21 protein-coding genes and 1 tRNA gene are annotated in these 23,676 nt (G+C 43.8%); 7 read left to right on the forward strand and 15 right to left on the reverse strand.

Features of this window, described 5'->3' with window-relative positions; translation table 11 throughout:
* Nucleotides 1-95: 95 nt before the first annotated feature.
* A tRNA-Gly gene (locus QO189_RS13565) sits at nucleotides 96-170 on the forward strand.
* Between the two features lie 136 nt (nucleotides 171-306).
* On the opposite strand, the gene QO189_RS13570 is transcribed toward QO189_RS13565, so the two are convergent.
* Together QO189_RS13570 and QO189_RS13575 are read right to left on the reverse strand one after the other, a co-directional pair.
* Nucleotides 307-1,602, reverse strand: coding sequence for a sorbosone dehydrogenase family protein (locus tag QO189_RS13570; protein WP_371533143.1), 1,296 nt, complete (start codon nucleotides 1,600-1,602; stop codon nucleotides 307-309).
* On the reverse strand, nucleotides 1,599-2,027 hold the full coding sequence (locus QO189_RS13575; protein ID WP_371533144.1) for a DUF2231 domain-containing protein: 429 nt from the start codon (nucleotides 2,025-2,027) through the stop codon (nucleotides 1,599-1,601). Before QO189_RS13575 ends, QO189_RS13570 begins: the two co-directional genes overlap by 4 nt.
* A gap of 305 nt (nucleotides 2,028-2,332) precedes the next feature.
* On the opposite strand from QO189_RS13575, the gene QO189_RS13580 reads away from it, so the two are divergent.
* The 3 genes from QO189_RS13580 (at nucleotide 2,333) to QO189_RS13590 (ending at nucleotide 4,445) form a co-directional block, all read left to right on the forward strand.
* Nucleotides 2,333-3,406 (forward strand): HNH endonuclease, encoded by a 1,074-nt coding sequence (locus QO189_RS13580; RefSeq protein ID WP_371533145.1) that lies wholly within the window; start codon nucleotides 2,333-2,335, stop codon nucleotides 3,404-3,406.
* A 23-nt stretch (nucleotides 3,407-3,429) separates the two neighbouring features.
* Nucleotides 3,430-4,050 (forward strand): class I SAM-dependent methyltransferase, encoded by a 621-nt coding sequence (locus QO189_RS13585; RefSeq protein ID WP_371533146.1) that lies wholly within the window; start codon nucleotides 3,430-3,432, stop codon nucleotides 4,048-4,050.
* 83 nt (nucleotides 4,051-4,133) lie between these two features.
* A complete protein-coding gene (locus tag QO189_RS13590; protein ID WP_201602008.1) occupies nucleotides 4,134-4,445 on the forward strand; it encodes a DUF1244 domain-containing protein in 312 nt (103 codons plus the stop codon).
* A 75-nt stretch (nucleotides 4,446-4,520) separates the two neighbouring features.
* On the opposite strand, the gene QO189_RS13595 is transcribed toward QO189_RS13590, so the two are convergent.
* The 6 genes from QO189_RS13595 to QO189_RS13620 all read right to left on the reverse strand — a co-directional run bounded on the left by QO189_RS13595 (nucleotide 4,521) and on the right by QO189_RS13620 (nucleotide 11,926).
* Nucleotides 4,521-4,964 carry an SRPBCC family protein gene (locus QO189_RS13595; RefSeq protein ID WP_371533147.1) on the reverse strand — a complete coding sequence of 148 codons (444 nt, stop codon included), beginning with the start codon at nucleotides 4,962-4,964 and terminating at the stop codon, nucleotides 4,521-4,523.
* 127 nt (nucleotides 4,965-5,091) lie between these two features.
* A complete protein-coding gene (locus QO189_RS13600) occupies nucleotides 5,092-5,796 on the reverse strand; it encodes a hypothetical protein (protein WP_371533148.1) in 705 nt (234 codons plus the stop codon).
* Nucleotides 5,797-6,097: 301 nt separating this feature from the next.
* Complete coding sequence (locus QO189_RS13605) at nucleotides 6,098-7,237, reverse strand: CaiB/BaiF CoA transferase family protein (protein ID WP_371533149.1); 1,140 nt, start codon at nucleotides 7,235-7,237, stop codon at nucleotides 6,098-6,100.
* Nucleotides 7,230-9,431 (reverse strand): 3-hydroxyacyl-CoA dehydrogenase NAD-binding domain-containing protein, encoded by a 2,202-nt coding sequence (locus QO189_RS13610; protein WP_371533150.1) that lies wholly within the window; start codon nucleotides 9,429-9,431, stop codon nucleotides 7,230-7,232. Before QO189_RS13610 ends, QO189_RS13605 begins: the two co-directional genes overlap by 8 nt.
* Nucleotides 9,432-9,503: 72 nt before the next feature.
* Nucleotides 9,504-10,712: an acetyl-CoA C-acetyltransferase gene (locus QO189_RS13615; RefSeq protein WP_371533151.1), complete on the reverse strand. Its 1,209-nt coding sequence runs from the start codon at nucleotides 10,710-10,712 to the stop codon at nucleotides 9,504-9,506.
* Between the two features lie 62 nt (nucleotides 10,713-10,774).
* A complete protein-coding gene (locus QO189_RS13620; RefSeq protein ID WP_371533152.1) occupies nucleotides 10,775-11,926 on the reverse strand; it encodes an acyl-CoA dehydrogenase family protein in 1,152 nt (383 codons plus the stop codon).
* 272 nt (nucleotides 11,927-12,198) lie between these two features.
* Between QO189_RS13620 and QO189_RS13625 the strand changes: the two genes are divergently transcribed.
* Nucleotides 12,199-12,837 carry a TetR/AcrR family transcriptional regulator gene (locus tag QO189_RS13625; protein ID WP_371533153.1) on the forward strand — a complete coding sequence of 213 codons (639 nt, stop codon included), beginning with the start codon at nucleotides 12,199-12,201 and terminating at the stop codon, nucleotides 12,835-12,837.
* Nucleotides 12,838-13,010: 173 nt separating this feature from the next.
* Here the strand turns inward: QO189_RS13625 and QO189_RS13630 are convergent, their stop codons facing one another.
* On the reverse strand, nucleotides 13,011-13,646 hold the full coding sequence (locus tag QO189_RS13630) for a hypothetical protein (RefSeq protein ID WP_371533154.1): 636 nt from the start codon (nucleotides 13,644-13,646) through the stop codon (nucleotides 13,011-13,013).
* Between the two features lie 537 nt (nucleotides 13,647-14,183).
* On the opposite strand from QO189_RS13630, the gene QO189_RS13635 reads away from it, so the two are divergent.
* Both QO189_RS13635 and QO189_RS13640 read left to right on the forward strand, forming a co-directional pair.
* On the forward strand, nucleotides 14,184-15,383 hold the full coding sequence (locus tag QO189_RS13635; RefSeq protein ID WP_371533155.1) for a sugar transporter: 1,200 nt from the start codon (nucleotides 14,184-14,186) through the stop codon (nucleotides 15,381-15,383).
* A gap of 237 nt (nucleotides 15,384-15,620) precedes the next feature.
* Nucleotides 15,621-17,519 carry an autotransporter domain-containing protein gene (locus QO189_RS13640; RefSeq protein WP_371533156.1) on the forward strand — a complete coding sequence of 633 codons (1,899 nt, stop codon included), beginning with the start codon at nucleotides 15,621-15,623 and terminating at the stop codon, nucleotides 17,517-17,519.
* Nucleotides 17,520-17,670: 151 nt separating this feature from the next.
* Here the strand turns inward: QO189_RS13640 and arfB are convergent, their stop codons facing one another.
* The 6 genes from arfB to QO189_RS13670 all read right to left on the reverse strand — a co-directional run bounded on the left by arfB (nucleotide 17,671) and on the right by QO189_RS13670 (nucleotide 23,597).
* A complete protein-coding gene (gene arfB / locus QO189_RS13645; protein ID WP_371533157.1) occupies nucleotides 17,671-18,084 on the reverse strand; it encodes an alternative ribosome rescue aminoacyl-tRNA hydrolase ArfB in 414 nt (137 codons plus the stop codon).
* A gap of 76 nt (nucleotides 18,085-18,160) precedes the next feature.
* On the reverse strand, nucleotides 18,161-19,015 hold the full coding sequence (locus QO189_RS13650; RefSeq protein WP_371533158.1) for a CoA ester lyase: 855 nt from the start codon (nucleotides 19,013-19,015) through the stop codon (nucleotides 18,161-18,163).
* A 147-nt stretch (nucleotides 19,016-19,162) separates the two neighbouring features.
* Nucleotides 19,163-19,927, reverse strand: coding sequence for an SDR family oxidoreductase (locus tag QO189_RS13655; RefSeq protein WP_264753449.1), 765 nt, complete (start codon nucleotides 19,925-19,927; stop codon nucleotides 19,163-19,165).
* Between the two features lie 48 nt (nucleotides 19,928-19,975).
* Entirely contained in the window at nucleotides 19,976-20,758 is a 783-nt protein-coding gene (locus QO189_RS13660; protein WP_371533159.1) for an SDR family NAD(P)-dependent oxidoreductase, read from the reverse strand.
* Nucleotides 20,759-20,761: 3 nt separating this feature from the next.
* Nucleotides 20,762-21,769 carry an NADP-dependent oxidoreductase gene (locus tag QO189_RS13665; protein ID WP_371533160.1) on the reverse strand — a complete coding sequence of 336 codons (1,008 nt, stop codon included), beginning with the start codon at nucleotides 21,767-21,769 and terminating at the stop codon, nucleotides 20,762-20,764.
* 22 nt (nucleotides 21,770-21,791) lie between these two features.
* Entirely contained in the window at nucleotides 21,792-23,597 is a 1,806-nt protein-coding gene (locus QO189_RS13670; protein ID WP_371533161.1) for an acyl-CoA dehydrogenase, read from the reverse strand.
* Nucleotides 23,598-23,676: the final 79 nt, after the last annotated feature.

The following is a 23,676-nucleotide window of genomic DNA, read 5'->3' on the forward strand; positions in this document are numbered from 1 at the left end:
TAATAACTTCAATTTTTTTTGTCATAGGTGTTGACACATAAAAAAAACTGCGTATAATACGCCTTCATCAACTGACGATAGTTAATTGATAATTAGCGGGAATAGCTCAGTGGTAGAGCATAACCTTGCCAAGGTTGGGGTCGAGAGTTCGAATCTCTTTTCCCGCTCCAAATATGGCTTGAAAAAGCACTAAACCCCTCATTTCTTATATAAGAAATGAGGGGTTTTTTTGTTTAATTTTTGGGATTGGTTCAATATCCTGCATGAGTTAAAGCAACTTACGCAGGAAGTCTTTCCATATACCGCTTATTGAGTTGGGGTTACTCGCCAGATAGTATTTGAGAGGTCATCAGCGATAATAAGTGCTCCTTTTGGATCAACCGTTACCCCTACAGGTCGACCAAAAGTCTTGTCATTGTCGCCCTGAAAACCTGTGACAAAATCAACTGGATCTCCAGCTGGTTTGCCATTAGTGAATGGGACAAATACGACGTTGTATCCTGCTGGGTCTGAACGATTCCAGCTACCATGCTGACCAATAAACGCCCCCTCTGTGAACTTACCGCCCATGGTTGGCGCTGAGAAAGCCAAACCTAAAGGAGCTTTGTGCGAACCAAGGCTATAGTCTGGAGCAATCGCGGCCGCTACCATATCTGGCTGCGGCGGCTTGACCCGCGTATCCACATTTTGACCCCAGTAGCTATAAGGCCAGCCATAAAACTTACCCTCCTGAACCGAGGTCAAGTAATCAGGTACTAATCGTGGGCCGAGCTCGTCACGCTCGTTGATGACTGCCCATAACTGATCCGTACCGGGCAAGATCGCTAATGCTGTCGGATTACGCAAACCAGTGGCGTAGGGTCTGTGAGCACCAGTCTTGGCATCAATCTCCCACACTCGTGCGCGATCCGCCTCTACATCCAATCCGTTTTCAGTAATATTACTATTGGAACCAATACCCACGTACAAGAACCTGCCATCAGGACTGGCTGTCATCGACTTGGTCCAGTGATGATTGATCATACTGGGCAGATCGGTGAGTTTGCGCGGCGCGTCGCTAGCAGTGGTCTGACCAGGCTGATAATCAAACTGCACTACCGCATCTTGATTGGCGACATACAGTTGGTCACCGATTAACGCAAGACCATAAGGTGCATTCAGATTATCCGCAAATACGGTATGGGTCTCGTAAGTGCCATCACCATCCTTGTCACGCAATAAAGTCAGACGATTACCGCTCTTGACCGAAGTCGTCCCTTTCCCTTTGAAATACCCCGCAATGAAGTCCTTAGGACGTAGTTTGGGCGCGTTACCACCTCGACCCTCAGCCACTAAAATATCGCCATTGGGCAATACCAGTGTTTGCCGCGGAATTAGCAGGTCAGTGGCAATGGCTGTGATTTTATAACCTGATGGCACGACAGGCCGATGATCCCCCCAACCTGCTGGATCGGCAATTTTTAAGGTTGGTACTAGGCCACGTTGCGCTTCTGGCAAGGTCGGATTGGCACCTAATTGTTCTGAATCGTCTATATTGTTTTCGCCACATGCGCTTAAGAGGGCCGCGACCAAAGCTATTGATAGGATATTAATTGGTTTCATCTTGCACCTCCAATACGCCAGCTGGTGAGGCCAATCCAAGTTGTAATGCAGGCCAGAATGACAGTGATAACGGATAGAATAAGCCCAGTCGGCATACTGGCCCAGACGTCCTTTGCATGGATGAACGAGTTAATAATACCAATAACAAAAGTCGCTAATAGTAACAGAAAATAGATAATTGGTTTACCCATGCGCTTATCAGTGCGGACTAGAAATACAATCGAGCCTAGCCACGCCAAGCCGTTGAACACCAGCGCACCTATAAGCATCCAAGAAGCGAAGTTCTTCCATTGCAGCTCGTAGCTGTACCAATAGGCATAATCATTGAGTAAGACTCCGATAAAAAGAGGCACCATTCCTGATAGAAAAAATGCGTGTAATGGGTGCAGCGAGGTGCCAGATTGTCGGGTAACAGCACTATTCATGGCAATTTCCTTATTGCTGATAAACGAGTATTCGATCGTACTAATTCGAACTGCGCTTAATTAAATTTGAATTTTACGAAATAAAAACGTACCTTAAAACCTACCCAATAGAATTATTTAACCTTTTTCAGATTAGTAAGGTCAGTCGGTTATTAGTTCCTAGATTGGCATTTAATATAGTGAGCGCTTCCGAAGAAGCTGTAAAGTTAAACTTGGTAAACTAACCGCTCAATGGAAAGGTTATAGTACTATTAGAGTCGACTTTTACGGGAATCCATTCTAACTAATGACAGGTTGAGCCATTCATGCACTTCATAGACGTTGAGCCCACGCTAGAAAATTATTGGCGAGCTATCATTCTATTTGGTAGAAACACTGCTTCTTACAAATTCGCGCTTGCCAAAACTCTAATCGACGTCAGCCTAGAGAGAGATTCTGATTTAATTTCGCTAGAAGATTTAGCGCTGCCCTACGCCTTGCATCTATGTGAACATCTAAAATATAGCCCTAAACAGAGCACTTTTAGTAGTAGTAAGTTTATCAATGCTTGCGTTCAATTCAACTATCAACAGATTAGCGAAGATGAACTCATTCATGTCACGAATAAAGAAGGATTTAAATACGTTTTGGACGCATTTCATGTAGTCAATACTAAAGCAGTGAAAGAACGTTTCTATGATGTGATTGATGAAGAATTTTTTGTTGACGAGCGTAAACACAATAAAGGAATACGTCTAACAGATAACTTATTCGAACTATTTCATGTGTTTGATAATTCGGCTAAAAATCTAAATTTTGAGACGGAGTCGCGTTGGAACTTGGTAGAAAAATCGTGGGAGCTCAATATTAATAAAAGTTTAATTTCGGTTGAATTTGACCAAGATACCAAACAGCTATTTACTAAAGATACTAAACATCGCCGCATTGATATTACCAGTTCAAGAGGTGCATTAAACGGATATCAAAAGAGCAGATGCTTTTACTGCTTTACAGAAATCAGTGTTGCTTCTAATGACGTGATGCTAGCAGACGTTGACCACTTCTTTCCGCATACTTTAAAACCCCAAGTAGCAATCGCTGGTTGCTGTCGGCCAGTTAATGTCGATGGGGTTTGGAATTTGGTACTTGCCTGCTCTAATTGCAACCGTGGTATAGATGGTAAAGCTGCTAAAGTACCTAATATTGAGTTATTAAAAAGACTGCATAAACGCAACGAATATTTGATTGGCAGTCACCACCCATTACGCGAAACCTTAATCAATCAAACGGGTAGAAATGAGAAGACACGTCAGCAATTTTTACAGAAGTCTTTCAATTTTTCAAAAGAGCATTTGATTCATGTCTGGCAACCTAGACAACAAGGAAATAGTCTCTTCTAACAATGATCAGCGATAGATAGCCCATGATAAATCAATCAAACACCTTAACCTTTTATGATAGTAATGCAAACTCATTCATTGAGCACACCATTAGTGTAGATATGCATCGGCTATATCAACCCTTTATATATAACCTACCTATTAGACTAGCAGCCCAGCAACATATATTAGATTTGGGCTGCGGCTCTGGTCGTGACAGTATGTACTTTGCCAAATTAGGCTTCAATGTTACTGCTATTGATGGCAGCCGAGAGCTGATTGAGCGGGCAAAAATTCATCACAATGATATGATTGATTGGCAGTGCGTAACTTTCGAGCAAATTCCATTTCAAAATTGGTATAAACGATTTACGAGTATTTGGGCATGCGCTTCGCTACTTCATGTACCTTATGAAAAGCTTCCTGAATTAGTAGATAATTTGCTCACTACGCTGACAGATGACGGTATTTTTTACGCATCTTTCAAGTATGGCAATCATGATCATGTTGATAATGGACGTTTTTTTTGCGATATAAATGAAGAACGCTGGAACGCTTTAAAGCAAAAAATTACTTATGAATTCAAAGAAGAAACTTGGCTCACGACTGACCAAAGAACAGATAGAAATGAAGCGTGGTTTAATATTATGATTAAAAGGTTTTAAATTAGCGAACCTCTACTATAATAAGTTTACTGGTTAGTATTAATTAAGTTTTAGATGGCTCAATGACAATTAGGAAGAATATTATGGCAAAATTAGAATCAAACATCGAATTAGAAGCCGCGGCATTTCGTCGCTTATTGGCTCATTTAGACGAGCGTAAAGATGTACAGAATATTGAGCTGATGAACCTTGCTGACTTTTGTCGTAACTGTTTATCCAAATGGTACAAAGCTGCTGGTGAAGAGCGTGGTATTGAAATCGACTACGAAGATGCGCGCGAGCTTGTTTATGGTATGCCTTATGCTGAGTGGAAAGAAAAGTATCAGCAAAAAGCAACACCAGAACAGTTAGCACGTTTTAACGAAATTGAAGCTGCCAAGAACAAAACGGATTAAAACCGACTAGTAGTGGCTCAAATAAAAGAGCCACCATTATATAATTATATCGAAGAAGACAATATTGCCGCTAGATTAGCGGCTTTCTATAGATTTGAGTATACTACTAAATCCTATGGTTCCTTGTTTCTGCATTTGACGATCAAATAGGAGACCGATTAATGGCAATGGTACCATCAATCGACCCTCGGATATCCAGGTCACATGTGTGGTCCCATCGCCCAAGTCTTTTAAATCAATGACGCCTTTATCATGTCGCATTTTGACAGGTTTAGCTTTTTCGATTTGGTATTGCATATGAGTAGGACGCTCAAACGCTGTAATCCGCTCCCAAAACTTAACAGGTCCCGCTTGAATGCTACGTAAAGCACCAACACCATTGCGCTCCTCATTACCTTCAGCGACTAACTTAGCAACTCCCACCGCTTTAAATGAGCCATAACTGGCATGGTCACTTAGCGCTTCAAATACCTCATCAATCGGTTTTTTGACAATGCGTTCTACTTTTATTTTGAACATAATATGATCTCGTTAGGATTAAAGTTATTTCGCTTAGTGCCATTTTAGAAACAAATAAAGCCGTCACACTTTGAAAATTTATGATCGTGAAGAACCTCGTCCTTTTGAAAGACGCTTACCATTAATACTATTCAACATCATCCAATAGCTTATTCAGCTCATCAACCATTGCGTCATCTATGATGCTGCCTTCCACATAACTTACGATCTCATCTACAGTCGTTAGATCCATGGCCGCAATGCCCAAGCTGGCTAGCTGCTCATTGATCGAGTCCAAGCTATCATTATCTTTGGAGTCATCCAACAACTCCTCTTCAAACCTGCCTCTGACAAACCAATACATTTTTTCTAGCACGGTTTCTTTTTTGGTCAAAGTAGAATAGCCATCGCCATAAATGAACAGATTAAAATGATACGGTATTTCTACATCATTGATGAAAAAAGTACGCTGACACTCTAGTGTATAGGCCTGAATCTCTTCGCCTTCAGTGCTGTCGTCACTTTGAGTATCCTCATCATATTCAATCGCTTCCTCTACCAATCCGCCTAGCAACTGATAGCCGCCCACTTTGATTTTGTGATTATAAATAATACTCGAATCTGCAATTGCATCAAAAATAACGGCGCTGACATCTAGTGTATGGTTATCAATATCATAAAACGCTTTTAGGGCAGGCAAAAACCCTGTCAGCTCCTCTTCAGGTACTTGAATGAGAAACTGCTGCTCATATATTTTAATCATATCTTCAGGTGCATAGGTATTGGCAGTGTCGTTCTCGTTTCTACCAGTAGGCTGCAAAGGTAAAAAATTATACGGGTTATGTTTAGTCATTCAAAACGGCCTTTTTGCTTGAGTTAAATTTGTGAAATGTCTGTGTGGCTCAATCTTTAGGAGCCTTAGTACATGATACTTTCTTAATATCACGGCGCTTTAGATTTTATGCGTATATTGTCTCTTATTCAGGCAATTTTAGATAGACAGTTGTAAACATACAAGTTCAATCACTCTAGTTCAAACAAGCAGTCCAAATAACACAGACTAAAAAGACGATGCTAGCTAGCGGCGGATTGGTATCATCTTCAAGGGCTAATCCAATTTTCACTTGTATCTAGAACTATTGACATACTAATTATCAATTCACCTGTTGCCATCCTGAGGTTGCCTGATGTTCATCTTGATGCGCAAACAAAGGGTGAGCCTTTGCTTCCTGCAAACTTAGCACAGGAGTCACACAGACGTCTGTTGCCACAAATATACGTTGCCAATGCTCAAGCGTTTGACTGGCGAACTTTTCCGCTATGGTTTTAGTCGCTGTTTGGCTCTCAAGCCTATTGGGCATGATCCCAAGTTGCCAATGTATGTCTTTAAGCGCTGGTAACTCCAATACCTCACATAGACCTTGCCAAAACTTCAACTCTAACGAACCAACCGCCATATGGCGCTGGTCAGCGGTTTGGTATAGTCGGTAACATGGTAATGCACCGCCTAAAAAATCATGCTGTGGCAGTAGAGTGTCGTTTAAGCCCTTTCCTGAAAAACTATTAATCAGTTTGCCTGTGACCTTTGGCATGACCATATGGTTGTACAAACTGTGCGTCATGCTAATAGCAATGTGTCGCCCCTTGCCCGTATGCTGGGCAGCAAATACAGCAGCCAGTAGCGCTATCACTGCTGTGTCACTACCACCTGCCAAATCCGCAAACTGAATATTAGGCATGGCCTGCTCACCCTGAGACGTTTTTAGCTGATCAAGTACACCGCTCATAGCCATAAAGTTAATATCGTGACCAGCCTTATCAGACCAATCATGATTTATTTGAGAATCATTTTTTGAGTAAGCATCTTCTAAGTAAATACCTTCTTTTGCGTAATTGTCTACTACGCCATAACCAGTGATTGACACTATGACTAGCTTTGGATTAACGGCATGCAGGGCCTTAGCATCTAATCCCATTTCTGCCAAGACACCTGGGCGAAAGCTATCTAGCATCACATCAGCTTCTTTAAGATGTGCTTTTATAGCTTCAATCGCTTTGGGATCATGAAAGTCATATTTTTCGGTCGTCTTACCATGATTTAGAGCTGCGAAGAGCTCACCAAATACCCGAGCAGGATCGCCTTGTTTGGGCTCGATTTTAAGGACGTCCGCGCCCAAATCCGCAAGCAAACGCGTGGCAAAAGGTCCCGGTAGATTACGAGTCAGATCGACCACTCGTAACCCTTGTAGACAGTCCGCCATTTGATCATGATTTGATACATGCGCATCAGTCATCAGAGAACGCCTCGCCTTTGGCTACCATGTCTAGTATTATCTGAGCAGGCTCAAACCGTTCGCCGTATTTTGCCGCGAGCTCGCGACTACGTTTGATGAATTCATTGACGCCCATTGCATTGATAAACTGTAGCGTACCACCATGCTGCGGTGCGAATCCCCAACCAAAGATAGACCCTATATTGGTATCGGCAACTGAGCGTACGACATTTTCCTCATAGCATTTAGCAGATTCATTGGCTTGAATAAACATCAGGCGATCCACCAAATCTTGCTGCGAGGGTTGCTCTGACTTTGGTGGATATAGATTTATCAGCTCAGGCCATAAATGCTTATCACCCTCTGTTGGATAGTCATAGAAGCCCTTGCCGTTTTTCTTACCTTCTCGTCCATGCTCATTAACCAGTGTTTTTAGTGTGTCATAAGAAGGGCGCACTACGATTGGTTTACCTTCGGCTGCCATATCAAGTTGCTGCTGCTCGCTGACGTGTAATGCTAGGCTCAATGACACCTCATCTTGCAACGCTAAGGGCGGCATCGGCATACCTGTTTTTAGTCCGGCGACTTCGATGCTACGCGGATGCACACCCTCTCCTAGCATTGCGATACCCTCTGATACATAGGTGCCAAATACCCGCGAGGTATAAAAGCCATGACTATCATTAACGACGATAGGCGTTTTGCCTATTTGCATAACATAGTCGAAAGCTTTGGCCAATGTTGCATCGTCGGTTTGCTCGCCCATGATAATCTCAACGAGCGGCATCTTATCTACTGGCGAGAAAAAATGCAGACCGATAAACTGGTTTGGTCGCGTACTGGCTTTTGCCAGTCCAGTAATCGGTAGCGTTGAGGTATTGGACGCATAGACGGCCGTACTTGAAATCACTACTTCACTCTGCTGGGTACATTTGGCTTTGATTTCTCGATTTTCGAACACCGCTTCGATGATGAGATCACAATCAGCTAAATCATCGTAAGAGACGGTTGGCGTGATACGTTTTAGGAGGGCTTGTTTTTTCTCTTCGGTAGCGCGCTTTCGGCTGATGGCTTTATCCAAAATATTGGTAGAGTACGCTTTGCCTTTTTCAGCATTGGCAATTTCTGTGTCCAATAAAACGACATCTACCCCTGCCTTGGCAGTGACATAAGCAATACCTGCGCCCATCATGCCAGCCCCCAAAATACCGACTTTTTTGGTTTGGGTCTGCTCAAATCCTTGAGGCCGAGACTGACCTTTTTTGATGCTATTCAGCTGAGTCCATAGGGTATTGATCATGTTTTTTGATTCAGTAGACATCACACAAGCGGCAAAATAACGCGACTCGATCTCAAGCCCTGTATCGATATCTACGAGGCATCCTTCAAACACAGAAGACATGATATGAGTAATCGCTGGATAGTTGCCATGTGACTTTTGATTGGCCATGGCTGGGGCGATAGAAAATATAGGAACCACCTTTGGATGCTTACTATCGCCGCCAGGAATTTTAAAGCCTTTCTTATCCCATGGCTGCTGCGCACTTGGATTACTTTGAATCCAGTCTTTTGCTTGCTTCAGCATATCTGCTCGATCAGTAGCGGTCGCATCAATAAGTCCAATGTCTTTTGCTGCTGATGGTCGTAATTCTTTACCTTGCGTCATCAGCTCCAGTGCTGCTTGAATGCCGACCAACCTTGGTAAGCGCTGAGTACCACCGCCGCCAGGTAGCAAGCCCAGTTTCACCTCAGGCAAACCAAGCTTGGTCTTAGGCGTGTCAATGGCAATACGATAATGACATGCTAGCGCGAGCTCTAAACCGCCGCCTAATGCAGTTCCGGTCATAGCAGCGACCACAGGTTTGCCTGATGTTTCAAGCGTACGCAAACTCCCTTTTAACTGTTCAGTCAGTGCAAATGCTTGCTCGGCTGTCTTTATCTGGCTCAATTGGTCGATATCTGCACCAACCACAAAGGTGTCTTTGGCCGATGTGAGAATCAAGCCTGTGGCGGCGTCATCATTGATGAAACTATTGACTATCGTGGCAAACGACTCGGTAAAGCCATCACCGATGACATTCATTTTGCGTTTGCTTTGGTCAATTGTGACGGTGACGATACCATCGTCATCACGCTGAGCTGAGAAATTTTCTAATTCATTGATGGCGGTTACGCTATCTGCTGTTTGGTTAGCTGTCTGGTTATTTGTCATCATTTTTATCCCTTAAATGATTCTTTGTATATTGCATTTTAGTCTAATTGGTTTTCAGGTCTATTTCAGAAAAAGTTAAACGCGCTCGATAATGGTGGCAATACCCATACCACCACCCACGCATAGCGTGATCATCGCGGTCTGCAGATCGCGTCGTTCTAACTCATCAAGGACAGTCGTCATTAGCATCGCGCCAGTCGCCCCAAGCGGATGACCCATAGCGATTGCGCCACCATTGACATTGAGGATATCAAGCGAGATGCCAAAATCATCAGCGGTATTCATCGGCACAGCAGCGAAGGCTTCGTTGATTTCCCAAAGGTCTATGTCAGAGGCTTGCATGCCCGCTTTATCGAGGGCTTTTTGGCAAGCTGGTGTCGGGCCTGTCAGCATGATGGCTGGCTCTGAGCCAATGACTGAGGCCATTGTGATTTTGGCGCGTGGTTTTAGCCCTGCTTTTTGCCCAGCCGCCGCGCTACCAACCAAACAAATTGCCGCACCATCAACGATGCCTGAAGAGTTACCCGCATGATGCACGTGATTGACGCTTTCGATCGTGGTATATCGGTCTAATATCACACTATCAAAGCCCATTTTTCCCGGCATAATAAAAGACGGTTTAAGACCCGCTAAGGTTTCGACATTGGTATTAGGACGGATGGTTTCATCTTTATCCAGCAGCATCATGCCGTTGATATCGGTGACAGGTACAACAGATTTATCGTAGTAGCCCTTCTCCCAAGCCTGTGCAGCGCGGCGATGAGACTCGGTGGCAAAGGCATCAACATCACTACGACTAAAGCCTTTGAGCGTTGCGATGGTATCCGCACCCACGCCTTGCGGTACGAAATGCGTCGCTTCATTGACGCGCGGATCCATATACCAAGCACCACCATCAGAGCCCATCGGCACACGGCTCATAGACTCAACGCCGCCTGCCACTACCATGTCTTCCATACCTGACATGACTTTGGCAGCCGCCAAATTGATAGATTCCAGACCAGAGGCACAAAAGCGAGACAAGGTAAGACCTGCCACACTTTGTGCCCAGCCAGCGTCAATAACGGCAATGCGGGCAATATCAGAGCCTTGCTCACCCACTGGCGTCACACAGCCAAGCACCACATCGTCGATCAAACTGGTATCCAAATTATGGCGCTGTTGCATCTCTTTTAATAAGGTGCGTGTCAGCCAAATCGGTGATGCCTGATACAAGGAGCCGTCCTTTTTTCCTTTGCCACGTGGCGTGCGGATAGCATCATAAATATATGCAGTCTCAGTCATAAAAAATCCTTTTTTTATTTTTTAAATAAACAATAATTATCGTAGTCTTATAATATAAGCGTCTACATAAAGCGTGAAGCCAGTTCCTTCATAATCTCATTGGTACCGCCATAGATTTTTTGCACGCGCGCATCAGCATATAAACGTGCGATAGGATACTCTGTCATATAGCCATAGCCACCAAACAACTGCACGCATTCGTCGATGACTTCGCACTGTTTTTCGGTAACCCAGTATTTGATTAGTGAGGCATGCGGTACAGACAGTTTGCCATCTAACATCGCATCTACTGCCGCATCACACATGGTATTGGCAGCAAGATAATCGGCATAGCATTCTGCCATCTTAAAGCGAGTATTTTGAAACTTCCAAATAGGTTTACCAAAGGCTTCACGGCCTTTTACGTAATCTAAAGTTAAATTGATCGCCAGCTTCATCGAGCCAACCCCAGATAACGCAATGATTAAGCGCTCACGCGGCAGCTCCTGCATCATCTGGATAAAACCCATACCTTCTACCGTGCCGAGCAGGTTGGTTTGTGGTACACGGACATTGCTAAAGAACAGCTCTGAGGTATCCTGCGACGTCAGACCAATCTTATCGAGATTACGTCCACGCTCAAACCCTTCTACTTTATCGGTTTCTACAATGATAAGTGAGACACCTTGTGCGCCTTTTTCACGGTCTGTTTTGCATGCTAATAAAATCAGATTGGCGTGCTGACCATTGGTGATAAAAGTCTTAGAACCATTGATAATATAATCATCACCGTCTTTTACTGCATAGGTTTTAATGTTTTGCAGGTCGGAGCCAGTACCAGGCTCGGTCATGGCAATAGCGCCGATATATTCGCCCGTTGCCATTTTTGGTAGCCACGCTTGTTTTTGTTCTTCAGTACCATGGGCTAAAATATAAGGCGCGACAATACCTGAATGCACCATACCCCCAAATCCTGACTGATTGGCCTCAGTCTGTGCGTAAATGAGCGCCGCTTCGTGACCGAAATCACCACCACCGCCGCCATACTCGCTTGGTATTGCCGCACACAAAAACCCCATCTCGCCTGCCTCTTCCCACGCATCGCGATCAATCATGCCATTTTTGCGCCACTGCTCATCTTTAAAATCCCAAGATTGAAACATTTTTAAGGCACTGTCGTACACCATCTGGTGCTCTTCGGTCATCCAGTTTGGGGTAAATTTTTCGATACTCATGATGTCTATCCTTGACAAGGTTGAATGAATAACAGCTATATCCAAGCCATTTTTTAAATTATGGTAATTTATGTTACCGTTATAGATATGCGATAAATTCTTTGTATTTACCAATATACGAGTCTTATACTAGGCTACGAAAAACCACTCCGCAATCTATTAAATAAAAATGGTAATTCGAATTACTCATTAATTTAATAATGAGAACTAGTCAGCAATTTATTCAATTGGTAGGACATATCAAATAGCTAATACTTTAAGAAGCGATAAATATGAAAACCTTTAATCAGTCAGCTAGCCTCACGCAAACTCGATCTCTAGCGCCCCTATCCGATATGCGGCCCGCAACTTTGGATAAAATTGAACAGGCCGTTCGTAAAGTCTTTGCAGGACTTGATGCCAATGAGGTGACGATGGCGCAGATTGCAAAGTCTGCAAACGTCTCTTTGCAAACGCTCTACAAGTACTTCGGGGACAAGCAAACGCTGTTTTATACCATTATGGATATCGTGCTCGGCAGATTAGCCGCTCGCATCATGGATCATCTGCAAGGGATTGATAGCGTACAAGATCGTCTACGCAAGACGCTGTGGGTCTGCTTTGATTTTGTCGACTCGCATCCAGATGCTGTGATGGTGCTGTCTTCTGTGTCGGCCTCGCGGATACGCAATATCGCAATCTATGAAAACAAAGAGTTAATCGGCGCGTTTTTGGCAGTATTAGAAGATGGACAAAATCGTGGGGTGCTCAACGACACCGTGCCACTGCACATACTTTTTGATGTGTTTATGGGATTTATCAGTCGACTTGGTTTAATGCATACCATTCGCCAGACAGAGACGCCTATTAATGCAGAATTTGATGCGCTATTTGTGATTTTATGGCGCGCCATCTCTAAGCCTGATGCCTAGAATTCATTTTATAAAACTGATATTTAGCAGTATCTGACTCTTACAAGAAAACATAGCTTAAAAAACCAAAAAGCCCCACGATAAAGTGAGGCTTTTTTATACTTATTTTCAGTCAATATTATTATTCAATCAATGCAATTAACAGCTCGTGCTGTTTATACGCTCAAAAAATTTTAGATACTGCTAGATTTTGGCAATCCATACTCTGCATGGTCGACCACGTGGTTGTTTTGTTCAATAGTCAGTCGATAGCCTTTGATGATACCGTCGTATGGCAAACTGCCCTCATACTGCTGATAATGCTCGCAGATGCTGTCTTGAATCACTGATTCACGCGTAGCATCATCTAGTTTGGCAAAACCGCTAGGCAAGTGTACTTGCGCAAAACGTGAAGCCGCGCCACGAGACATCCAGTTATCGGCACTCGTAAATGTAAAATCCACTTCCGCTCGTAAGCTATATCTAGGTAGCGTACTAGAGTAATTCGCCAAGTCATATTTAATCTGCGCAATATCTTCTGCGAATGGCTGATACGGTATCTCAAGCACGGCAAACAGTTTTGCCAAAAACTCATCAGCGGTAAAGTATTTGTCCATATAGCTGCTATCAAGTCCAAGATATCTATGCGACAGTACATGGCGCAAGCGGTCACAGGCAGGAATGGTATGCTTGATAGGATAACCCATGGCTCTGACAATATCTTGCGAACGTAGCTCAAGTGTGGCTATCTGACTGATTGCATATTGTGCTAAGAGATGGCGTGGGTGATAACGACGGGTATATTGAGATTGGTTGGCAATGTGGCTCATGATATTGAACACCTTAGACTCCTATAACTCCGACGAAAAAGGTTGATATACGCCCAAATAGGCAAAAAATCAGGCACAAATGAGGTTGTCGGAGTACAGGCTCATGCGCTTTACCAAGGTTATTTTATATCGTGCTGGAAGTTGCAAGGTTTGTCATGCTGCCATGAGACGGTTGTCATGGACGGCGATAATAAAACTGTTAAACCCACGATAGTTCGTTTAATGATGATAGCATAACAGACAGCAGAAAATAAATACCGATATGTTTACTTATTTTTCAATGGTAAACGATTAGGTTTTTAAATTAAAAGCACCTCATGTTGAAGGTTAATTTCCTTTATTTGTTTCGTATTTTTCATTGCATCTCTTTTCCTAAGCCTCTCAAGTTGAGCTTTGAGTTAACAATCCTTATCAAAAAACATCTTTTACAATCGACTTTGGCTTGCTATCTTGCCTCGCGACGCTTGTATTCCAAGAATACCTGCCCCACTTTGACTTATCACTCGCCGTATTAGCCTCTGCTTTGTATTGGATTTTATGAAAAATAACATTGAGACGAGCGCAAACGCTCGCCGAACTCAGTATTTTCAAGTATTTTTAATGGGCGTTAGTGCCTTTATTATGAACACCACAGAATTTGTACCTGTGGCACTATTGAGCGATATCGCCCAAGACTTCTCTATCACCACAGCAGAAACGGGCTGGATGTTGACGCTTTATGCTTGGATTGTGGCAGCGATGTCATTGCCGCTGATGCTATTGACCAGTCGATTTGAGCGCAAACGGTTGTTATTAGGGCTGTTTGCCGTCTTTATTGCCAGTCATATACTATCTGTATTTGCATGGAGTTTTGACGTACTACTCATTAGCCGTGTTGGTATTGCGCTGTCTCATGCGATATTTTGGTCCATTACAGCAGCGATTGCCATCCGCGTCGCCCCCAAAGGCAAGAAAGCCATGGCGCTGAGTGTGCTCGCGACTGGGACGTCGCTTGCGATGGTATTAGGTGTGCCATTAGGACGGTTGGTTGGTCAGTGGTTTGGTTGGCGCGCGACATTTGGTGGCATTGGTATCATTGCATTAGTGGTATTCATACTCCAAGCAAGACTGCTGCCTACACTGCCCAGTATGTTTGAGGGATCTTTTAGAAAGATTCCAGAGCTACTCAAAAACCCACTATTGGTCTGCCTATATTTGCTTATCTTGCTCGTCTTTACCGCACACTATACGGCCTACTCTTACATAGAACCCTTTATGCGTCAGGTCGGTAATATCAGCGAAAACGCGGCTACTTTTGTATTACTTCTGTTTGGGGCGGCTGGGATTTTAGGCAGTGTGATATTTAGTCGTTGGGGTGACAGATTCAATACTCAGTTGATGTTAATGTCTACGATACTAATACTAGCAGCGATGCTGACACTACTGTTTGTCGTCACCTCTGTCTGGGCGCTCAGTATCAACGCCATACTGTGGGGTACGGCGCTGATGTTGCTGATTATCTCGATGCAGGCAAAGGTCATCATGGTCGATGTCAATGCACAAGACATGCTGATGTCGATGTTTTCAGGTATTATTAATTTGGGTATTGGTACAGGTGCGCTATTTGGTGGCTATGCAGTGACGCATATCTCGATATCAAGCGTGGGTTATGTCGGCGCGGCTATTGCGAGTATCGCTCTGCTCCTAATGTTATTTATGATAAAACGCTTCCCTGAATTGAGTCGGCGACTTGGTTAAGTGTAATCTATCTATTGAGACCGATGCTTTGTGAATGATTAAAAGTAGTGATGTATGTAATGAAATGGTCATGTAATAGTACAGCCTTGCAAGGCTTGCTAGATTTCTTTTAGGGATACAAAAGTTGTAAAAATAAGACAATATTCTTTTAATGTTGTAATCAAAATGATTGCTAGCCTTCTAAAAAATAGTTACACTCGATTGACAATCTATTACATTAATGACAAGGAAGTCGCTATGCCTCGTAATACCGCTCGCTCCATAGTTGGTCATACTAATCTCAAAACTTTCACTAAAAGCATGCTTGCCATCAGCCTATCTGTAGCTGGTATTTCTCACGCAAATGCTTATAACAGTGTCACCTTTTTTGGCGACAGTTTAACGGATGGCGGATATTTTAGCCCCCTCACTCAAGGTGCGTTTGGGCTTGAAGAGTCAGGTCAATTTACTACTAACCCTGATAATACATGGGCAACATCATTCGCTGAACAACTAGGTACTACTGCTGTCGCCAATACTTATGATGGTAGTCAGACGGGTAATAATTATGCAATTGGTGGTGCAAGAGCAGGCGTAGATGTCACTGCTTTTGGTATTCCGGTGGCCTCTGCCAATAGCCAAGTTGATAATTATATTGATAATAATCAAGTAGATCCTAATGGACTTTATGTCGTGTGGGCAGGTGCAAATGACTTGCTTGCGGCGGCTGAAAATCCTGCTAATGCCCAAGCTACGATACTCGGCGCAGTAGCGAGCCAAATCGAAACAATTAACACATTAAAAGATAATGGCGCAAACTACATTTTAGTACCTAATATTCCTGATATCGGTCTGACGCCTAGGTTTGTCCCAGACCCTAACCTAGAAGGTCAAGATCTTATAGAGGCTTTGGCAGCGCAAAGAGCAGCAAATGGTGCCGCCAGTTTATATAATCAATTTATGCTTAGTGGCGTAACAAATACTGGTGCTAATATCATACCGCTAGATATGTTTAGCTTGACTCAAGAGATTATTGCATCGCCTGCTCAGTATGGTTTCACTAATGTCACCGATGAAGCTTGTGGTGACAACAATAGCTCTCTAACTTGTGGACGCAACACTCTTGTAGAAACAGATGCCAACGAAAACTACTTTTTCGCTGATAGCATTCATCCAACAGGTGCTACCCACCAACTGATCGCCGACTATGCAAATGCTGTTGTCATTGCCCCCAGCCTAATCGGTGTACTACCTCATATTGCAACGACAACCGGACTTGCAACCAATGAGCGCTTGCAGTCACACGTCAACCAAATCCAAAGCAGTGAGCAAAAACCTGCTCGTACACTATGGGCTGTTGGTGAAGTCGCCAATCAAGATATTGCAGGGTTTGATGGTGATAATAATACCCAAGTATTACTTGGTGTAGATTTTGCTCATCCTAATTCAGCCAATGCAGTGACAGGCTTATACGGTAACATCACCCAAAAAGACTTTGAAAACTCAGATGTCGGCACAGGTTTAAGTGATATTGATCTGGGAGAAGTTGGTTTTGGTGTCTATCATAGCAACAAGTTTGGCGGCTTACAGATAAATGGTGCTGCAGGATTTGGCAACATGGATGTCGATGTCACACGTGCTGTCACACTTGGTAGCAACCAACAACAGTTCAAGTCAAATGCTGATGGTAAACGTTATTATGCCAACCTGCAGGCAGGCTACCCATTGCAGGTAAGTAATATTGCCGTCACACCTTATATCGGTGCAACAGCGAGCCGCGTAAAAATTGACGGACTCAAAGAAAAAGAGATGTCTGGCGTTGCCATGCAGTTCGATGAGCAGAAGTACTCTACGACATACGGCAAGATTGGTCTCAAAGCCAATCATACCTTGATGGAGAACCTCAACTTATTTGGTGATATTCATTATCAAAAGCAGCTGAGTGACAACCGCGAAGCGGTAACAGCAAGTTTGAATACGCTATCTAACATTAGTTTTGAGACACCTATGATCGAAACTGATGACGATAACGTTGCCATGACACTTGGAGTGTCTAGAAGCTTTGGTCTATTGAACGCTAATGCTGGTGTCACACATTCACAAGGTGATGACGACGACTCAACCAGCCTATTTATTGGACTTAATGGCGCATTCTAAATAACTATTTAATCTAGCATGATGGTATAGGTGATAATTTCTCGCCTATACCACTATAAATTCAAAAACCGCCATAACCTACGATGACTTTTGCTGTATAGCTGTTCTATCGCAAAACTTCTCAATGACAAAAGCTAGTATCACAAACTCTCTAAAAATCCACTTTACCGCGTAAGGCTTTGGTCTTACCACGCTGAGTTTTTTGATCCACCCGTTTGCGTTTGGCATTCCGACTTGGTTTGGTAGGCCGTCTGGTTTTATTAACGTAAGTGGTTTTGGTGATAAAACTTTGCAAACGTTCAAACGCATCTATTTTATTGCGCTCTTGCGTACGAAACTGCTGTGCTTTAATGATAAGCACGCCTTCTTTGGTTATGCGGCTGTCTTTACTGTCTAGCAATCGCTGTTTGTATTCTTCACTCAGGCTTGAAGTGTGAATATTAAAACGGAGATGGATGGCAGAAGACACTTTATTGACATTCTGCCCGCCTGCGCCTTGTGCGCGTATGGCACTAATCTCTACCTCATTATCATTGAGGCTAATACGGTTATTGATAAAAATCATAGTGTGCTTTTATATACGAGTAGATATGGCTCATGATAAAGCATTATAGATTTGTCTGCTACTTTGCTAATAACCGCTACCTGTCCAATAGTTGACGGCTGCGCGCAATCACTGGCGCATCGACCATCTCGCCATCTATTTTGAACACCGCTTGTCCGCTCCGCTCATATTCTTCAATCACACGCTGTGCGAATAACAGGGCCTCATCTGTTGGTTGCAATGTTTGTTGGACGACTGCCACTTGCTTTGGATGAATACAAAGCATTCCTGACATGCCCATTTGTGACCACAAATTTACTCGATTACTTAACCCTACTCCATCTTTGAAATCAGGATAAATGGTATCGATTGGCGGCGATAACTGGTGTACTTTTGAGGTCAAAATAAGCTGATAGCGAATCTGATTGGCGATAATGTCCGCTGATGGCATCCCTACTTGCACTTGCAGATCATTGCACAGATCCAAAAACCCATAGCTAAACGCGACCAACCCAACTGCTTTTGCCATGTCACCAATCTGATACAATCCAATAGCGCTCTCTATTAGCGCAATGATAGGTAGATTGGTAAGCTGATGTATGCTTTCAATATCAGCTACTTGCTCGGCCTTAGCTAATAACACACCAGCCAAGTTAGGCATTTGCTGACAGACCACGATGTCTTTGAAAAACTCCTCGCTACCAGCTTTATTAATACGTAGCCAAATGGGCCGATAAGTTTGCTTCGCATTTTGATCATCGTAGTAGTTTTTTAACGCCTCTCGAGCCTTGGCTTTATCTTGTTTGGCAACGGCATCCTCTAAATCCACAATCACGGCATCTGCACCACTGGCAAAGGCTTTTTCTATCCTATCGATTCTAGTTGCAGGTACAAACAGCCATGTTTTATTGTGCGAAATAGTATTAATTTGATGATTGGTCACTGAGTCCACGTTTGACTCCTTTTAATTATTTGAAGGTATTATGAAGAGTAGCTATGCAATTCATTAAAAATCAAATCAAAAAAACCGCATAAAATTTACTCTCATGCGGTTTTCAATAGTAACGCTCATCTTAGCTTGTATTCTATAGCTTGCTAATTAAGCCAGCATACCACCGTCGACAACGATAGTCGCGCCTGTGGTATAGCTTGAAGCATCCGACACGAGATACAGTACAGTACCCGCCATTTCATCAGGTTCTGCCACGCGCCCTAGCGGGATCGAATGTAGTGCCATTTTTAAGACTTTATCATTGGTGGTCAAAGCAGAGGCAAACTTGGTATCCGTCAGGCCTGGCAATAGTGCATTCACACGGATATTGAGTGGGCCACATTCTTTGGCAAAGGCTTTAGTCATGCTAATAACCGCCGCTTTGGTGATTGAGTAAATACCTTGCTTATCGCCTGCCACTAATCCATTGACCGACGCAGTATTTAAGATAACACCGCCGCCTTGTTCTTTCATCATTTTGCCAGCGGCTGTTGACATAAAGAAGTAACCGCGAATGTTTACCTCTACCGTTTTATCAAAAGCGGCTAAGTCTGTATCTAAAATATGACCGTAATACGGGTTGGCTGCAGCGTTATTAACCAAGATATCGATTTGACCAAACTCACTTTTGATATGTTCAAAAACCGCGTCAATCTGCTCCATATCTCCTACATGACAGGCAAAGGCGCTGGCTTTATGACCGTCAGCTTTGATGCTATCTGCTACTGCTTGGCAAGCATCAATCTTGCGGCTAGAGACAATCACGTGTGCCCCTCTTGAGGCCAATAAACGGGCAATAGACTCACCAATACCGCGACTGGCACCTGTCACTAGGGCAACCTTACCGGTTAAATCAAATAAATCCTTCATCATTATTCCTTATGTTTTTAAATACTATATACGTAAGCGTAAAAGTCAATATTATGCCAACATGCCGCCGTCCAAGGTGAAGGCATGACCATTCATAAAGCTACTCTCGTCGCTAGCTAACCATGCAATCGCGGCAGAAACTTCATCCACCTCTCCCAAACGGCGTAACGGGCTGGCTTTGACGGTTGCTTGCTGCGCGCGTTCATTCATCGTTGCCATGGTATTGCGTACCATTGGCGTATCAATGAAGCTTGGACATACCGCATTAAAACGGATATTGGCGCGCGCATATTCATGGGCCGCAGATTTGGTCAATCCCATTACGCCATGTTTGGCGGCACTGTAAGCCGATAACATGGGCGCAGAACGTAGACCGGCAATAGAAGCTACGTTAATCACATGACCACCGCCATTCGGTATCATACAATTGACAGCAGCACGCATACAGTTCCAGACCCCTTTTAGATTGACGGCGATATTGCGATCAAAGTCATCATCGCTTAGCTCATGCATGGGTGAAGGCTTGTGGTCGATACCTGCGTTATTGACCACCACATCTAGGCCGCCTAGCGTCTCCATCGCAAAGTTAAACAATGCACGCACTTCATCACCACTGGTTACATCTACTTTTCTAAAAGTGATGCTATTGCCTGCATCTCGGCCTTGCTGGGCAACAGACTCACCCATTTCTTCTGCCATATCACCGATCACAACTTTTGCGCCGCGACTGGCCAATAGTAATGCGCTTGCAGCACCAATACCTGATGCGCCACCAGTGATCAAAATACGTTTACCTGTTACATCTGATGCAATTCCGTTTGTATTCAGTGTCATGATTTATCCCTCTACCTTAAGTACTAGTTTGCCGAAGTTTTCACCTTTAAAGAGCATCATAAGCGTATCAGGGAACGTCTCGATACCCTCAACGATATGATCTTTTACTTTTATGTCACCTGACTGAATCCAGCCAGCAATCTCTTTCATGGCGATTGGATATTCTTTGATATTATCGAACACCACGATGCCTTCCATACGAGCCCGATTGACCAATAGTGATAAATAGTTCGATGGGCCTTTGACTGCTGTGGTGTTGTTATACTGACTAATAGCCCCGCAAATAACGATACGAGCTCGTAGATTAATCTGAGTAAGCACGTCATTTAAGGTGTCACCGCCCACATTGTCGAAATAGACATCAACGCCATTTGGACAGGTTTTCTTTAGTGCTTTTTTCACATCTTCGTTTTTATAATCGATCGTCGCATCAAACCCAAGCTCATCGACTAAGAACTTGCATTTCTCGCTACCGCCTGCGATACCAACGACGCGGCAGCCTTTGATTTTGGCAATTTGACCGACCAAGCTACCAACAGCACCCGCAGCACCTGATACCACGACGGTCTCGCCTGCTTTTGGTTGACCTGTTTTGAGTAAACCAAAATAGCCTGTCATACCCGGCATCCCAAGTACGCCCAAATAGTAAGGTAGCGGTGCAAGATTTGGATCAACTTTATGCAATCCTGTGCCATCACTGACCGCATATGACTGCACGCCATCGTGACCTGCAACATAATCCCCAACGGCAAATTTCTCATGCTTACTTTCAATCACTTCACCCACCGTACCGGCGCGCATGACGTCACCAATTTGTACTGGTGCGATATAAGACTTGGCATCATTCAGCCAACCGCGCATCGCAGGATCGATAGAGATATAATCAACTCTAATCAGTAATTGACCATCGGTAATAGTCGGTATTTCTGTCTCAGTATAATCCCAAGTTTCAGCACTTGGTTCGCCGACTGGTCTTGCTTTTAGTCGCCACTGCTTATTTATGGTTGTCATTATTCTTTCCTTAGAGTCGTCCCTAGAACCAGTCCGCTTGCATATCAGTGCAAACAGAATTAGTGTTATTTAAAATGGCAATATCACGGTTAATCAACGGTAGTTCCCAATCGATGAAGTACTTCGCCGCTTGTATCTTGCCTTTATAGAAATTCTGCTGTTCCACATCTTGCGTTGTACTTAATAGCTGCTCAGCTTTACTGGCTTGGCGAATCCAAATCCAGCTAAGCACAATTGAAGCAAAAATATTCATCAGCGCCTGCGCATTGCCCGTTAGCGTGATAGCTTCTTCTTTCTGCAACACTTTGCTTAGATGCACCAATACTTCATGCAAATGACCCATATAAGGTGTTAATTTACCCGCCAGTGCCGCACTCTCAGGCTTAGTAATATTTTCTAGATCCTGCGTGATTTCACGCTTTAATATTTGAATACCAAGCCCACCTTTTTGCCATAACTTACGGAATGACAAATCTAGTGCCTGTACGCCATTTGTGCCTTCATGAATAGGATTGAGACGATTGTCGCGCCAAAACTGCTCAGCATGATATTCACGCGTATAACCGGCACCGCCCAATACTTGAATACCCAAATCATTGGCTTTGGGCCCATATTCAGACGGCCATGCTTTTAGTACTGGTGTGAGAAGATCTAATAGTTCTGTCAGCTCGTTTTTTAGGGTTTCGTCTTCACAGGTATTGATACGGTCAATTAGGTTTGAGCCGTATAAGCACAATGAAATACCGCCCTCAGAATAGGCTTTTTGTGCCAACAGCATACGCTTGACATCACCATGCTGGATAATAGCAGTCGCATCATCTTCAGGCTTGTTGTTTGGTGCGATTCGACCTTGTGTACGGTCTTTGGCGTAATCGAGCGAATACTGATAACCGCGATAGCCAATCATTGCAGCGCCAAACCCCACCGCAATACGCGCTTCGTTCATCATCTTGAACATATAACGCAGACCAAAATGCTCATCACCGATCAGATAACCGTGGCATTCGCCCGCGTCACCGAAGCTCAATGCCGTGGAAGTCGCACCTCTATAACCAAGTTTATGAATCAGACCCGTCAAATGAACGTCATTGCGCTCGCCTACAGACATATCATCGTTCAAGCGATACTTAGGTACGGCAAATAAAGAGATGCCTTTTACCCCACTAGGACCACCGGGAATCTTGGCCAATACTAGATGGACAATATTGTCAGATAGCTCATGGTCCCCTGCTGAGATATAAATCTTGCTGCCTTTGACACGATAGGAGCCGTCGTCTTGTTTGACCGCGGTGGTTTTGATGTCGGCAAGTGACGAGCCCGCGTGCGGCTCTGTCAGTGCCATGGTGCCGGTGAACTCACCTGTCAGCATACGCGGCATAAAGGCGGTTTTAATATCCTCACTCGCAAAATGTGAGATGACATTGATTGCAGCAGTGGTCAAAAATGGATAAGCCGTTGTTGATGGGTTGGCAGCCATAAAGTAGCCTGCCACGGCTGTCATCACCGTTTCGGGCAATTGCATACCGCCATCTTCAAAACTGTAACGACCAGCGATAAAGCCCGACTCGCGAAACGCATCAAAAGCGACTTTGACATCGCTTATCATGCTGACTTTTTTACCATCGAACTGCGGTTCGTTCTTGTCTGCCAGATGATTGTGCGGCAAAAATAAATCAGTCGCGATCTTGTTTGCCGTGTCTAATACCGCATCAAAGGTCTCACGGCTGTGCTCTGAAAATTTCGAATGCTCAGTGAGGGTTTGTGTTCCCAATACATCGTAGAGCTGGAACGGTAATTCAAAGTCGTTGATAAGGGTATCTGCTGCCATAGTCGTCTCTTTTAGTAAAGTTCAAATATCGTCAATCATGAAAATCCGTTTATCTTACTGCCATCTGTAATGGCTTTAT

The organism is Psychrobacter sp. Arc29, from assembly GCF_041431175.1.
Taxonomy (GTDB): Bacteria; Pseudomonadota; Gammaproteobacteria; order Pseudomonadales; family Moraxellaceae; genus Psychrobacter.

Bases quoted from the DNA above. Each gene is read 5' to 3' on its own strand.
- QO189_RS13570 (WP_371533143.1), bottom strand. From the start codon at position 1,602: ATGAAACCAATTAATATCCTATCAATAGCTTTGGTCGCGGCCCTCTTA.
- QO189_RS13615 (WP_371533151.1), bottom strand. From the start codon at position 10,712: ATGACTGAGACTGCATATATTTATGATGCTATCCGCACGCCACGTGGC.
- QO189_RS13665 (WP_371533160.1), bottom strand. From the start codon at position 21,769: ATGACAACCATAAATAAGCAGTGGCGACTAAAAGCAAGACCAGTCGGC.
- QO189_RS13580 (WP_371533145.1), top strand. From the start codon at position 2,333: ATGCACTTCATAGACGTTGAGCCCACGCTAGAAAATTATTGGCGAGCT.
- QO189_RS13660 (WP_371533159.1), bottom strand. From the start codon at position 20,758: ATGACACTGAATACAAACGGAATTGCATCAGATGTAACAGGTAAACGT.
- QO189_RS13625 (WP_371533153.1), top strand. From the start codon at position 12,199: ATGAAAACCTTTAATCAGTCAGCTAGCCTCACGCAAACTCGATCTCTA.
- QO189_RS13600 (WP_371533148.1), bottom strand. From the start codon at position 5,796: ATGACTAAACATAACCCGTATAATTTTTTACCTTTGCAGCCTACTGGT.
- QO189_RS13655 (WP_264753449.1), bottom strand. From the start codon at position 19,927: ATGATGAAGGATTTATTTGATTTAACCGGTAAGGTTGCCCTAGTGACA.
- QO189_RS13575 (WP_371533144.1), bottom strand. From the start codon at position 2,027: ATGAATAGTGCTGTTACCCGACAATCTGGCACCTCGCTGCACCCATTA.
- QO189_RS13595 (WP_371533147.1), bottom strand. From the start codon at position 4,964: ATGTTCAAAATAAAAGTAGAACGCATTGTCAAAAAACCGATTGATGAG.
- QO189_RS13610 (WP_371533150.1), bottom strand. From the start codon at position 9,431: ATGATGACAAATAACCAGACAGCTAACCAAACAGCAGATAGCGTAACC.
- QO189_RS13590 (WP_201602008.1), top strand. From the start codon at position 4,134: ATGGCAAAATTAGAATCAAACATCGAATTAGAAGCCGCGGCATTTCGT.
- QO189_RS13620 (WP_371533152.1), bottom strand. From the start codon at position 11,926: ATGAGTATCGAAAAATTTACCCCAAACTGGATGACCGAAGAGCACCAG.
- QO189_RS13630 (WP_371533154.1), bottom strand. From the start codon at position 13,646: ATGAGCCACATTGCCAACCAATCTCAATATACCCGTCGTTATCACCCA.
- QO189_RS13670 (WP_371533161.1), bottom strand. From the start codon at position 23,597: ATGGCAGCAGATACCCTTATCAACGACTTTGAATTACCGTTCCAGCTC.
- QO189_RS13605 (WP_371533149.1), bottom strand. From the start codon at position 7,237: ATGACTGATGCGCATGTATCAAATCATGATCAAATGGCGGACTGTCTA.
- arfB (WP_371533157.1), bottom strand. From the start codon at position 18,084: ATGATTTTTATCAATAACCGTATTAGCCTCAATGATAATGAGGTAGAG.
- QO189_RS13640 (WP_371533156.1), top strand. From the start codon at position 15,621: ATGCCTCGTAATACCGCTCGCTCCATAGTTGGTCATACTAATCTCAAA.
- QO189_RS13585 (WP_371533146.1), top strand. From the start codon at position 3,430: ATGATAAATCAATCAAACACCTTAACCTTTTATGATAGTAATGCAAAC.
- QO189_RS13635 (WP_371533155.1), top strand. From the start codon at position 14,184: ATGAAAAATAACATTGAGACGAGCGCAAACGCTCGCCGAACTCAGTAT.